Here is a 12,411-nt window from a genome sequence, read left to right on the forward strand (position 1 = left end):
CGCTCCCCCCCGGCCCCCCTCCCCCTTGGTGGGGGGGTGTTCCGGTGCTTCTTTTTCCCCTTCCTCCCCCCCCCCCCCCCCCCCCCCCCCCCCCCGCCCCTCCCCCCCCCCCCCCCCCCCCCCCCCCCCCCCCCCTTCCGGTGTGACGGCTACTGCTACTCGCTACTGCTTGTGGATCGCCCAGGCGTGCTGGATGACCAGGTCGGCCTTCAGCTCGGTGAGCTGGACCGCGACCGCCGACGGGGCGGTGCCGCCGCGGCCGTTGCGGGAGGCCAGCGCGCCGGGCACGTTGAGGACGGTGCGGACCTCGGGCGTCAGGTGCTCCGAGATCTTCGCGAACTGCTCGTCCGTGAGCTCGTCGAGCTCGATGCCGAGCCCCTCGCACTCCTTGACGCACTCGCCCGCGACCTCGTGCGCCACCCGGAACGGGACGCCCTGCTTGACCAGCCACTCCGCGATGTCGGTGGCGAGCGAGAAGCCCGCCGGAGCCAGCTCCTCCATCCGCTCCCGGTTGACCGTGAGGGTCGCCATCATCCCGGTGAAGGCCGGCAGCAGCACTTCGAGGGTGTCGCAGGAGTCGAAGACCGGCTCCTTGTCCTCCTGGAGGTCGCGGTTGTACGCGAGCGGCAGCGCCTTCAGCGTGGCCAGGAGCCCGGTCAGGTTGCCGATGAGGCGGCCCGACTTGCCGCGCGCCAGCTCGGCGATGTCCGGGTTCTTCTTCTGCGGCATGATCGACGACCCGGTCGAGAAGGCGTCGTGCAGGGTCACGAAGGAGAACTCCTTCGTGTTCCAGATGATGATCTCCTCCGCGATCCGGGACAGGTTGATCCCGATCATCGCGGTGATGAAGGCGAACTCGGCGACGAAGTCGCGCGAGGCCGTCCCGTCGATGGAGTTGCCGACCGAACCGCGCTCGAAGCCCAGGTCGGCGGCGACCGCCTCCGGGTCCAGGCCCAGCGAGGAGCCGGCCAGCGCGCCCGAGCCGTACGGGGAGACCGCGGTCCGGGTGTCCCACTGCCGCAGCCGCTCCGCGTCCCGGGACAGGGACTGCACGTGGGCCAGTACGTGGTGGGCGAAGAGCACCGGCTGCGCGTGCTGGAGGTGCGTGCGGCCCGGCATGGCCACGTCGGCGTGCGTCTCGGCCAGCCCGACCAGGGCGTCCTGGAGCTCGGCGACCAGGCCGCCGATGGTCCGGGCGTGATCGCGCAGGTACATCCGGAAGAGGGTGGCCACCTGGTCGTTGCGCGACCGCCCGGCCCGCAGCTTGCCGCCGAGGTCGGCGCCGAGCCGCTCCAGGAGGCCCCGCTCCAGGGCGGTGTGCACGTCCTCGTCGGCGATGGTGCCCACGAAGGAGCCGTCGGCCACGTCGGCCTCCAGCTGGTCCAGGCCCGCGATCATGCGGTCCAGTTCCTCGGCCGTGAGCAGGCCCGCCTTGTGGAGCACGCGGGCGTGGGCGCGCGAGCCGGCGATGTCGTACGGCGCGAGGCGCCAGTCGAAGTGGACCGACGCGGACAGCTTCGCGAGGGCCTCGGCGGGGCCGTCGGCGAAGCGCCCGCCCCAGAGCCGGACGTCACCGTTGTTGCTGCTCACAGCTACTGCTCCTCAAGACTGCATGGCTTCGGGTGTGCAACGGCCTCCCCGCCGCGGAGGTAACGGGGAGGCCGCCCTGGTACTGCGTACTGCGTACTGCGTGCGACGGCTCAGGCGAGGTCGCGGCGGGCCGCGATCTTCGAGGAGAGGCCGAAGATCTCGATGAACCCCTGGGCCTTGGACTGGTCGAAGGTGTCACCCGAGTCGTAGGTCGCCAGGTTGAAGTCGTAGAGCGACTCCTCGGACCTGCGGCCGGTGACGACGGCGCGGCCGCCGTGCAGCGTCATCCGGATGTCACCGGTGACGTGCTGGTTGGCCTCGTTGATGAAGCCGTCCAGCGCCCGCTTGAGCGGGGAGAACCACAGGCCGTCGTAGACCATCTCGCCCCAGCGCTGCTCGACCTGCCGCTTGTAGCGGGCCAGCTCGCGCTCGACGGTGACGTTCTCCAGCTCCTGGTGGGCGGTGATCAGCGCGATCGCGCCCGGAGCCTCGTACACCTCGCGGGACTTGATGCCGACCAGGCGGTCCTCGACGATGTCGATCCGGCCGACGCCCTGGGCTCCGGCGCGCTCGTTGAGCTGCTGGATGGCCTGCAGGACGGTGACGGGCCTGCCGTCGATGGCGACCGGGACGCCGGCCTCGAAGGAGATGACGACCTCGTCGGCCTCACGAGGGAGCGCCGGGTTGGAGGTGTACTCGTAGATGTCCTCGATCGGGGCGTTCCAGATGTCCTCCAGGAAGCCCGTCTCGACGGCGCGCCCGAAGACGTTCTGGTCGATGGAGTACGGGGACTTCTTGGTGGTCGCGATCGGTAGGTCGGCCTTCTCCGCGAAGGCGATGGCCTTGTCCCGGGTCATCGCGTAGTCGCGGACCGGGGCGATGCACCTGAGGTCGGGGCCGAGGGCGGCGATGCCGGCCTCGAAGCGGACCTGGTCGTTGCCCTTGCCGGTGCAGCCGTGGGCGACGGTCGAGGCGCCGTGCTTCTTGGCGGCGGCGACCAGGTGCTTGACGATCGTGGGCCGGGAGAGTGCCGAGACCAGCGGGTAGCGGTCCATGTAGAGGGCGTTCGCCTTGATCGCCGGGAGGCAGTACTCATTGGCGAACTCGTCCTTGGCGTCGGCGACCTCGGCCTCGACGGCACCGCATGCGAGAGCGCGCTTGCGGATGACGTCCAGGTCCTCGCCGCCCTGGCCGACGTCCACGGCAACGGCGATGACCTCGGCGCCCGTCTCCTCGGCGATCCAGCCGATGGCGACGGAGGTGTCCAGGCCGCCCGAATAGGCGAGTACGACGCGCTCGGCCACGGGGTTCTCCTTACGGTGCATTCAACGACAGGCATAACTATGCACTGCTCCGTATGTTTCGTCAATCGATCCCCTGTCTCGCCTCCTGACCAGCGGGAATATCGCAGGCGCGCAGGCCGACGGGTTGCCTACGCTCAGCAGTCACGGACAAGGGGCGGGGAGGCCGCATGGGCGCGAGGCGGGAACGGGCGGTACAGGCGGGGTACGCGAGCGCGTCGCGGCTGATGGACGGCGGGGAGCCCGGTCACACCCCGGCGCCGCTCCCGGAGGGCTCGACGCACACGTGGATCGCCTTCGAGCAGGCCGTACGCGAGATCCACCGCCGGCGCCACGGGACCGCGCCCGACGGCCGCCCGGTGGTCGCGCTGTGCCACCCCGACGGCTACGTCCGCGAGGCCGCGCTCCGGGGGCCGGATCCGGTGCCCGAACTCGTCGCGATCCGCTGCACCGACTGGGTTCCGGCCGTACGCGAACAGGCCAGGCGCGTACTGCTCGCGGCGATGGCCGCCGATCCCGCCGGCACCCTGCGCCGACTGACCCCGTTCCTCCTGCGGCTGGCCCGGCGCGAGCACGGCACCTGGGTCCTTGAGCTGCTGCCCGCGGCCCTGCGCGACACGCAGATGCAGGCCGAGCTGCGCGCGAGCGCGGACCTGCCGACGCGGCGGTACGCGGCGCGGCTGTCGCTGGAGAGCGGCCGGTTCGGCGTACGGGAACTCGCCCGGCTGGCCGCCGCCGAGCTGGATCCGCAGACCGGCCAGCTGTGGACGGACGCCGCGCTCGCGGCCATGGCGGCCGACGGGCCGGACGACGAGGCCTTCGCCTCCCTGCTCGGCTCCCACAGCCCGGCGGTCCGCGCCGCCGGGGTCACCGCCCTGCGCCGGGCCGGGCGGGCCGACGGGGCCGCGGACCACCTCGCCGACCGCTCCGGGCTGGTCCGGGCCTGCGCCCGGTGGGCGGTCCGCCAGGGCGGCGGCGACCCGTACGGCCGCTACCGCGAGCTGGTCGAGGACCCGGGCCGCATCACTCCGTACGCGGTGACGGGCTTCGCCGAGTGCGCCCGCCGCGAGGACGCGCCGCTGCTGCGCGGGCTGCTGGCGCACCCCGACAACGCCGTGCGGGCCGCCGCCGTGGGCGGGCTACGGGTGCTGGACACCACCGACATCGGGCTGCTGCGCCCGCTGCTGGACGACCCGTCGGCGGCCGTGGCCCGCGAGGCCTCCCTGAGCCTGCGCACCTCGGCCGGGCAGTTGCCCGCCGACTGGCTGCGGGCCCGGACCGAGCCCGGCCGACCGGTGCACACCCGCCGGGCCGCCTACCGGCTGCTGCACGCGCAGGGCGGTGCGGTCGGATTCCGTGCCGCCGTGGAGCTGCTGACGGACGATGACCCGACCCTGCGGCGCATCGCCGCGGGGCACGTCCAGAGCCTGTGGTCCCCGTACGGGCCGCTCCCCCTGCCGGTGCGGGACCCGGAGGTCGGCGCCCTGCTGGACCGCTGCACGGGGCTGTTCGACGACTGGGTCATGAGGCAGATGCGCTCACGGCTCGGGCTGCCTCCGGGCGGATCCACGAGGGGCGGATACTGACCGCCATGGGAAAGCTCCACGAACGCATAGACGGCCGGCTGCGCGAGTTCATCGAGGCGCAGCCCGTCTTCTTCACCGCGACCGCCCCGCTCACCGGGGACGGCCACATCAACCTCTCCCCCAAGGGCCGCGCCGGGACGCTCGTCGTCATCGACGAACAGACCCTCGCCTACCTCGACTTCGGCGGCAGCGGCGCCGAGACCATCGCGCACGTCCGGGAGAACGGCCGGATCACGCTCATGTGGTGCGCCTTCAGCGGCCCGCCGAACATCGTGCGCATCCACGGCGAGGGCGAGGCCGTCTTCCGCGACGACCCGCGCTGGGGTGGGCTGATCGCCCTGTTCGGGGATGCCGACGGACCCTCCGCGCGGGCCGTCATCGTGGTGCGCGCCCGCCGGATCACGGACGTGTGCGGGTACGCCGTCCCCTTCATGGAGTACCAGGGCGAGCGCACGCTCCACGCGGAGTACTTCGGCCGCAAGACGGACGAGGAGTTCGCGGCGTACTGCGAGAAGAAGGAGTTCATCGAAACGAGCATCGACGGCCTGCCTGCGCTGCCGCTGCCCCTGCCGCCGCGTACCGTCTGACGGGTGCTGCGTACCGCTCTGCTCGCCGGCTCACTGGTCGTCACCGGCCTCTTCCCCCACGGCTCTTCGCCGCTGCCCGACCGCCTCGCCGACACCGGCGGCGGCAGCCAGCTGATCACGGCCGTCGCCCCGGCTCCCGGGTCCACGACCGGGCGGGTGACCTGGTGGGACCGGCGGGCGGGGCACTGGTTCGAGGCCGGCAGCGCGCCGGCCCGCTTCGGTGCGAACGGCCTGACCGAGGGCGCGACCCGCAGGCAGGGCACGAGCACCACACCGACCGGCCTGTACGACCTCCCGTACGCGTTCGGCATCGCGCGCGCCCCCGCCGGGACGGAGGTCGGCTACCGGCGGGTGAGCCCCGCGTCGTGGTGGTGCCAGGACAACGCCTCGGGCAGTTACAACCGCTGGGTGGAGCCGCTGCCCGCGGACTGCGCGCCGGGCGAGGCCGAGCACCTGGTCTCGTACGAGAAGCAGTACGCGCACGCACTGGTCATCGGCTTCAACTACGACCGCCCGGTACGCGGCCGGGGCGCGGGCATCTTCCTGCACGTGAACGGCAAGGGCGCGACGGCCGGCTGCGTCTCGGTCCCGGAGCGGGCCATGCGGGCGATCCTGCGCTGGGCGAACCCCCGGCGCCGCCCGCACATCGCGGTCGGCACCGAGTCCGGGGCGCTGGCGGTGACCCGCTACTGAGCAGCGGGCGCTCAGCCTTCCTTCTGCGCCAGGCGCAGGAGGTGGTCGGCGAGGGCCTGGCCGCCCGCCGGGTCGCGGCTGATCAGCATCAGGGTGTCGTCGCCCGCGATCGTCCCGAGGATGGCCTGGAGCTCGGCCTGGTCGATCGCCGAGGCGAGGAACTGGGCCGCGCCCGGCGGGGTGCGCAGGACGACGAGGTTCGCGGAGGCCTCCGCCGAGATCAGCAGTTCACCGGAGAGGCGCCGCATGCGCTCCTCCTTCGCCGACTCGCCGAGCGGTGCCTGCGGGGTGCGGAAACCGCCCTCGCTCGGGACCGCGTAGATCAGCTCGCCGCCGGTGTTGCGGATCTTCACCGCGCCCAGCTCGTCGAGGTCGCGGGAGAGCGTCGCCTGGGTGACGCTCAGCCCGTCGTCGGCGAGCAGTTTGGCCAGCTGGCTCTGGGAGCGGACCGGCTGCCGGTTGAGGATGTCCACGATCCGGCGGTGGCGGGCGGTGCGGGTCTGCGGGACGGCCTGCCCGCCGTGCTCGTTGTCCTGCGCCTGACTCATCGTCGTCTCATTCTCCGGATCCGTCCCCATGGGCTGCATCGCCGGCCGCGTCGAGGATGCCGGGCAGCGCCCGGAGGAACGCGTCCACCTCGGCCTCGGAGATCACGTACGGGGGCATGAGCCGTACGACGGCGGGGGCGGGCGCGTTGACCAGGAAGCCGGCGTCCTGAGCGGCCTTCTGCACCAGCGGTGCGAGCGACTCGGTCAGCACGATACCCAGCAGAAGGCCCTCACCACGGACATGGGAGACGAGCGCATGCCCGGAACCTTCGATTCCGGCCCGCAGCCGCTCGCCACGTGCCTTGACCTGCTCAAGGAGACCCTCGGCGGCGATGGTGTCGATCACGGCGAGGCCGGCGGCGCAGGCGATCGGATTGCCGCCGAAGGTGGTGCCGTGCTGGCCGGGCTGGAGCAGGTCCGCGGCCGGGCCGAAGGCGGCGACGGCGCCGATCGGCAGTCCGCCGCCCAGGCCCTTCGCGAGTGCGACGAGGTCGGGCTCGACGCCCTCGTGTGCCTGGTGCTCGAACCACTGGCCGCAGCGCCCGATGCCGGTCTGCACCTCGTCGAGGACGAGCAGGGTGCCGGTCGCGCGGGTGATCTCCCGGGCGGCCGTCAGGTAGCCGGCCGGCGGGACGACCACGCCGTTCTCGCCCTGGATCGGCTCGATGACGACGAAGGCCGTCTCCTCGGTCACGGCGGCCCGCAGCGCTTCGACGTCGCCGTACGGAACGTGCGTGACATCGCCAGGCAGCGGCAGGAAGGGGCCCTGCTTCGCGGGCTGGCCGGTGAGCGCGAGGGCGCCCATGGTCCGGCCGTGGAAGCCGCCGGTGGTGGACACCATATGGGTCCGCCCGGTCAGTCGGCCGATCTTGAAGGCGGCCTCGATGGCCTCGGCGCCGGAGTTGCAGAAGAAAACCTTGCCGGGGCGGCCGAAGAGCTGGAGCAGCCGCTCGCCGAGCGCGACGACCGGCTCGGAGGCGAAGAGGTTGGAGACGTGTCCGAGGGTCCGCACCTGCGCGGAGACCGCCTCGACGATCGCCGGGTGGGCGTGGCCGAGGGCGTTGACCGCGATGCCGCCGACGAAGTCGGTGTACTGCTTGCCGTCCGCGTCCCAGACCTGGGCGCCCTCGCCCCGCACCAGGGCCGTCGCGGGGGTGCCGTAGTTGTTGGTCAGCGCGTTCTGCCAGCGGGCAGCGTACCCCTGGTTGCCTGTCGACTCGCTCACTGTGCTCCCCCTTGCTGCCCGTCGGGCACGACCATCGTGCCGATTCCCTCGTCGGTGAAGATCTCCAGCAGGATCGAGTGCTGGACCCGCCCATCGATCACGCGGGCCGTGCTCACCCCGCCCCGTACGGCGTGCAGGCAGCCCTCCATCTTGGGCACCATGCCGCTGGACAGCTCGGGCAGCAGCTTCTCCAGCTCGCTGACGGTGAGGCGGCTGATGACCTCGTCGCTGTTGGGCCAGTCCGCGTAGAGGCCCTCGACGTCCGTGAGGACCATCAGCGTCTCGGCGCCCAGCGCGGCGGCGAGCGCGGCGGCGGCCGTGTCTGCGTTCACGTTGTACACGTGGTGGTCGTCGGCGCTGCGCGCGATGGAGGAGATGACCGGGATCCGGCCGTCCGCCAGCAGCGCCTCGATCGCGCCCGTGTCGATGGCGGTGATCTCGCCGACCCGCCCGATGTCGACGAGCTCGCCCTCGATCTCCGGGGTGTGCTTGGCAGCGGTGATGGTGTGGGCGTCCTCGCCGGTCATGCCGACCGCGAGGGGCCCGTGCTGGTTGAGCAGCCCGACCAGCTCGCGCTGGACCTGCCCCGCCAGGACCATCCGTACGACGTCCATGGCCTCCGGGGTGGTGACGCGCAGGCCCGCCTTGAACTCGCTCACCAGGCCCTGCTTGTCGAGCTGGGCGTTGATCTGGGGACCGCCGCCGTGCACCACGACGGGCTTGAGGCCCGCCTGGCGCAGGAAGACGACGTCCTGGGCGAAGGCCGCCTTGAGGTCCTCGTCGATCATGGCGTTGCCGCCGAACTTGATCACGACGATCTTGCCGTTGTGGCGGGTGAGCCAGGGCAGGGCCTCGATGAGGATCTCTGCCTTCGGCAGCGCGGTGTGCTTCCTCGCCGTACTCACGAGCTGTACGCGCTGTTCTCGTGGACGTACTCGGCGGTCAGGTCGTTGGCCCAGATCACGGCCGATTCGCCGCCGGTGGACAGGTCGGCGGTGATGCGGACCTCCCGGTCCTTCATGGAGACCAGGTCCCGGTCGTCACCGACCGAGCCGTTCTTGCAGACCCAGACGCCGTTGATGGCGACATTGAGGCGGTCGGGGTCGAAGGCCGCCTTGGTGGTGCCGATGGCCGAGAGCACCCGGCCCCAGTTCGGGTCCTCGCCGTGGATGGCGCACTTGAGCAGGTTGTTGCGGGCGATGGACCGGCCGACCTCGACCGCGTCCTCCTCGCTGGCCGCGCCGATGACCTCGATGCGGATGTCCTTGCTGGCGCCCTCGGCGTCGCCGATCAGCTGGCGGGCGAGGTCGTCGCAGACCGTGCGTACGGCCTCCGCGAACTCCTCGTACGCCGGCACCTGGCCGGAGGCGCCCGAGGCGAGCAGCAGCACCGTGTCGTTGGTGGACATGCAGCCGTCGGAGTCCACCCGGTCGAAGGTGGTGCGGGTGGCGCCGCGCAGCGCCTTGTCGAGGGTGGCGGCGTCCACGTCGGCGTCGGTGGTCAGGACGACGAGCATGGTGGCCAGGCCCGGGGCGAGCATGCCCGCGCCCTTGGCCATGCCGCCGACGGTCCAGCCTCCCCGCGAGACGGTGGCCGTCTTGTGCACGGTGTCGGTGGTCTTGATGGCGATGGCCGCGGCCTCGCCGCCGTCCGCGCTCAGCGCGGCGACCGCGGTGTCGACGCCCGGCAGCAGCTTGTCCATGGGCAGCAGGACGCCGATCAGCCCGGTCGACGCGACGGCGACCTCGCCGGCGTTGTGCTCGCCGCCCAGTGCGGCGGCGACGTGCTCGGCGGTGGCGTGGGTGTCCTGGAAGCCCTTGGGACCGGTGCAGGCGTTGGCGCCGCCCGAGTTCAGGACGACCGCGCTGACGGTGCCGCCCCGCAGGACCTGCTCGGACCAGTGCACGGGCGCGGCCTTGACGCGGTTGGAGGTGAAGACGCCGGCGGCGGCGAGTCGGGGGCCGTTGTTGACGACGAGGGCGAGGTCCGGGTTGCCGTTCGCCTTGATCCCGGCCGCGATGCCCGCGGCGGTGAATCCCTGTGCTGCCGTGACGCTCACTGCGCCTCCTTGTTCGCTTCTCCGCCCGCGCAGCGCGGACCTGCTGCCATCGTCGTCGTCTGCAGCCCGGTGGCTGCGCGTGCGACGCTCACGGTGCGACTCCGATCGTGGAAAGACCCAGGCCCTCGTGGAGGCCGAGGGCGATGTTCATGCTCTGCACCGCGCCGCCGGCGGTGCCCTTGGTGAGGTTGTCGATGGCGCTGATCGCGATGATCCGCTGCGCGGCCTCGTCGTACGCGACCTGGATCTGAACGGCGTTGGAACCGTAGACGGACGCCGTCGCCGGCCACTGCCCCTCGGGCAGCAGGTGCACGAAGGGCTCGTCCGCGTACGCCTTCTCGTACGCGGCGCGGACCGCGTCGGCGGTGGTGCCGGGGAGCGCCTTGGCGGAGCAGGTGGCGAGGATGCCGCGGGGCATGGGGGCGAGGGTCGGCGTGAACGACACCGTCACCCGCTGTCCGGCCGCGGGGCTGAGGTTTTGGATCATCTCGGGGATGTGCCGGTGTCCGCCGCCGACGCCGTACGGGCTCATGGAGCCCATGACCTCGGAGCCGAGCAGGTGCGGCTTGAGCGCCTTGCCCGCGCCGGAGGTGCCGGTGGCGGCGACGATGACGGCATCGGGCTCGGCGAGCTGGGCGGCGTACGCCGGGAAGAGCGCCAGCGTGACGGCGGTCGGATAGCAGCCGGGGACCGCGATGCGCTTGGACCCCGCGAGCGCGGCGCGGCCGCCGGGCAGCTCGGGGAGCCCGTACGGCCAGGTCCCGGCATGCGGGGCGCCGTAGAACTTGTCCCAGTCCGCGGAGTCCTTGAGCCGGTGGTCGGCGCCCATGTCGACGACGAGGACGTCCTCGCCGAGCTGCGCCGCGACGGCGGCGGACTGCCCGTGCGGCAGGGCGAGGAACACGACATCGTGGCCGGCGAGGACCTCGGGCGTGGTCGCCTCCAGGGTGCGCCCGGCGAGCGGCACGAGGTGCGGCTGCAGGCCGCCGAGCAGCTGCCCGGCGTTGGAGTTCGCGGTCAGCGCGCCGATCTCCACCTCGGGGTGCGAGAGCAGCAGGCGCAGGACTTCACCGCCCGCATACCCACTGGCTCCGGCCACCGCTACACGTACCACCATCGGACCCTCCTCCTCGATGGCATGACTATACGTATCACCGCACGTTTATGCAAAACAGTTGGGTCGCCATTCCTTGGTGAATCGCTTCAGCCTTTCCCGGGTCCACAGGGTGCTCATTCCCGACTCCCTCGGGGGCTCGGGCCACCGGGCCCGTACGTTGCGTAGCGGCCCGCGCGACTGACGAGCAAGGAGCACACGCGTCAGAGGAACTCAAGGACGACCAGAATCCGTGGCGGGCGGCGTTCACCACGGACGGTGGATGGAACACGGGTGTGCCGTTCGTGAACCACCTGAGCGTGGCCGCCCCCGCCGTGGCCGCGGTGGACGGCGTCGTCCACCGCCTGCACCGGGGCGCCCGCATCGCGCAGGGCGCCCTGCCCGCGACCGAGCTGTCCTCCCGCACGGCCGCGCCGTCCCCCTACGACGGCAGGCTCCACGCCGTCTACCCGCAGGCCGATCCGAAGGTCAGCAGGCTCCGCCACACCACGTGGACCGAAGCCGGCGGCTGGACGCCGGGCGTGGACCTCGACGGCCACGACTCCGACAACACCCCGGCCCTGGTCACGGTCAAGGGCGGACCGGCGGGCGAGGAGCGCGAGGCGCTGCTCCTGGCGCACCGGGGCATCGACCGGTACGTGCCGCCACCGCCGCCCGTCCCGCGCGTCAAGGAGAACGTCGCCCCGGGCTATGCCCAGCCCGACTTCACGGGCCCGGAACGGAATCCGGAGTGAAGCGAGGGAACGGAAAGCGCACGCCGGTGAGGCGTTCCGAGCGCGCCCACAACTCCCGGGCCGTCGCCCCGTCCCGGATCGCACGTTCCCGATGGCGCAGGACGGGCGCGCCGCGGAGCTGGAGCGGGCCGTCGGGCACGACGTAGCTGCCCCCGGGCAGGCCGGGGGTGGTCGCGGCGTACAGGGAGGTCCTGGCCCCCTCGGGCGTGGGGCGGAAGGCGACGCGCAGGAGGAGGCGCACGAGGGTCGCGTAGGCGCGGCCCCGGGCGCGGTTGGCGCCGCCGGTGAGGACGTTGGAGCGGGTGAGTCCGGGGGCGACGGCCATGCTGCGCAGCGCCAGCCCGGCGGCGTCGGCCCTGCGCTGGAGTTCCACGGCGAAGTAGAGGTTGGCCCGCTTGGACTGCAGGTAGGCGAAGGGGGACCGGTAGCGGCGCTCGGCGTTGAGGTTGGCCATGTCGAAGCGGGCGAAGCGCTGGCCCTCGCTGCTGACCGTGACGACGCGCGGGGCGGCGGCGGCCAGCAGGTGGGGCATGAGGAGGCCGGTGAGCGCGAACGTGCCGAGGTGGTTGACGCCGAACTGGGACTCGAAGCCGTCGGCGGTCCGGGAGAACGGCACCATGGCCACGCCGGCGTTGTTGACCAGGAGGTCGAGCCGGTCGTGCTCCCAGGCCTCGGCGAAGCGCCGGATGGAAGTGAGGTCGGCGAGGTCGAGGGTACGCAGTTCCGCGCGGGCGCCGGGGACTTCGGCGCGCAGCCGCTCCAGCGCGTCCCGCCCGCGCTGGCCGTTGCGGCAGGCCAGGACGACGTGGGCGCCGCGGCGGGCGAGTTCGCGGGCGGTGACGTAACCGATGCCGCTGTTGGCGCCGGTAACGACGGCCAGGCGCCCCGACTGGTCGGGGACGGACTCGTGGGGCTGACGGGTCACGGAGGTCTCGATTCATGGGTCACGAGTCGGCATTGCAACTCTCAGTTGC

At 72.4% G+C, this 12,411-nt stretch carries 12 protein-coding genes; 4 read left to right on the plus strand and 8 right to left on the minus strand.

Annotated features, from left to right (window positions below; translation table 11 throughout):
- Positions 1-162: 162 nt before the first annotated feature.
- Together argH and ACZ7GJ_RS15090 are read right to left on the minus strand one after the other, a co-directional pair.
- A complete protein-coding gene (gene argH, locus ACZ7GJ_RS15085; protein ID WP_470751883.1) occupies positions 163-1,590 on the minus strand; it encodes an argininosuccinate lyase in 1,428 nt (475 codons plus the stop codon).
- Positions 1,591-1,700: 110 nt separating this feature from the next.
- A complete protein-coding gene (locus tag ACZ7GJ_RS15090) occupies positions 1,701-2,894 on the minus strand; it encodes an argininosuccinate synthase (protein ID WP_470751884.1) in 1,194 nt (397 codons plus the stop codon).
- A gap of 167 nt (positions 2,895-3,061) precedes the next feature.
- On the opposite strand from ACZ7GJ_RS15090, the gene ACZ7GJ_RS15095 reads away from it, so the two are divergent.
- From ACZ7GJ_RS15095 to ACZ7GJ_RS15105, 3 genes are read left to right on the plus strand one after another with little or no spacing between them, the layout of a single operon-like run.
- Positions 3,062-4,477 (plus strand): hypothetical protein, encoded by a 1,416-nt coding sequence (locus ACZ7GJ_RS15095; protein WP_470751885.1) that lies wholly within the window; start codon positions 3,062-3,064, stop codon positions 4,475-4,477.
- A gap of 5 nt (positions 4,478-4,482) precedes the next feature.
- A complete protein-coding gene (locus tag ACZ7GJ_RS15100) occupies positions 4,483-5,064 on the plus strand; it encodes a pyridoxamine 5'-phosphate oxidase family protein (RefSeq protein ID WP_470751886.1) in 582 nt (193 codons plus the stop codon).
- A gap of 18 nt (positions 5,065-5,082) precedes the next feature.
- On the plus strand, positions 5,083-5,757 hold the full coding sequence (locus ACZ7GJ_RS15105; protein ID WP_470752146.1) for a L,D-transpeptidase family protein: 675 nt from the start codon (positions 5,083-5,085) through the stop codon (positions 5,755-5,757).
- Positions 5,758-5,768: 11 nt separating this feature from the next.
- Here ACZ7GJ_RS15105 and ACZ7GJ_RS15110 read toward each other — a convergent pair whose 3' ends face one another.
- The 5 genes from ACZ7GJ_RS15110 to argC all read right to left on the minus strand — a co-directional run bounded on the left by ACZ7GJ_RS15110 (position 5,769) and on the right by argC (position 10,706).
- Positions 5,769-6,305: an arginine repressor gene (locus ACZ7GJ_RS15110; protein WP_266937803.1), complete on the minus strand. Its 537-nt coding sequence runs from the start codon at positions 6,303-6,305 to the stop codon at positions 5,769-5,771.
- Between the two features lie 7 nt (positions 6,306-6,312).
- Positions 6,313-7,530 carry an acetylornithine transaminase gene (locus tag ACZ7GJ_RS15115; RefSeq protein ID WP_470751888.1) on the minus strand — a complete coding sequence of 406 codons (1,218 nt, stop codon included), beginning with the start codon at positions 7,528-7,530 and terminating at the stop codon, positions 6,313-6,315.
- Positions 7,527-8,435 carry an acetylglutamate kinase gene (gene argB / locus ACZ7GJ_RS15120; RefSeq protein WP_470751890.1) on the minus strand — a complete coding sequence of 303 codons (909 nt, stop codon included), beginning with the start codon at positions 8,433-8,435 and terminating at the stop codon, positions 7,527-7,529. Before argB ends, ACZ7GJ_RS15115 begins: the two co-directional genes overlap by 4 nt.
- Complete coding sequence (argJ, locus tag ACZ7GJ_RS15125; RefSeq protein ID WP_470751891.1) at positions 8,432-9,589, minus strand: bifunctional glutamate N-acetyltransferase/amino-acid acetyltransferase ArgJ; 1,158 nt, start codon at positions 9,587-9,589, stop codon at positions 8,432-8,434. The genes argB and argJ overlap by 4 nt, the downstream gene beginning before the upstream one ends.
- A gap of 88 nt (positions 9,590-9,677) precedes the next feature.
- Complete coding sequence (argC, locus tag ACZ7GJ_RS15130; RefSeq protein ID WP_365918131.1) at positions 9,678-10,706, minus strand: N-acetyl-gamma-glutamyl-phosphate reductase; 1,029 nt, start codon at positions 10,704-10,706, stop codon at positions 9,678-9,680.
- A gap of 272 nt (positions 10,707-10,978) precedes the next feature.
- Here argC and ACZ7GJ_RS15135 point away from each other — a divergent pair, with 272 nt between their 5' ends.
- Entirely contained in the window at positions 10,979-11,437 is a 459-nt protein-coding gene (locus ACZ7GJ_RS15135; RefSeq protein ID WP_470751892.1) for a hypothetical protein, read from the plus strand.
- Here the strand turns inward: ACZ7GJ_RS15135 and ACZ7GJ_RS15140 are convergent.
- Positions 11,409-12,362: an oxidoreductase gene (locus ACZ7GJ_RS15140; RefSeq protein WP_470751893.1), complete on the minus strand. Its 954-nt coding sequence runs from the start codon at positions 12,360-12,362 to the stop codon at positions 11,409-11,411. The genes ACZ7GJ_RS15135 and ACZ7GJ_RS15140 overlap by 29 nt on opposite strands.
- Positions 12,363-12,411: the final 49 nt, after the last annotated feature.

This window comes from Streptomyces sp. NPDC037242 (genome assembly GCF_055604165.1).

Bases quoted from the DNA above. Each gene is read 5' to 3' on its own strand.
- ACZ7GJ_RS15095 (WP_470751885.1), top strand. From the start codon at position 3,062: ATGGGCGCGAGGCGGGAACGGGCGGTACAGGCGGGGTACGCGAGCGCG.
- ACZ7GJ_RS15100 (WP_470751886.1), top strand. From the start codon at position 4,483: ATGGGAAAGCTCCACGAACGCATAGACGGCCGGCTGCGCGAGTTCATC.
- ACZ7GJ_RS15110 (WP_266937803.1), bottom strand. From the start codon at position 6,305: ATGAGTCAGGCGCAGGACAACGAGCACGGCGGGCAGGCCGTCCCGCAG.
- argC (WP_365918131.1), bottom strand. From the start codon at position 10,706: ATGGTGGTACGTGTAGCGGTGGCCGGAGCCAGTGGGTATGCGGGCGGT.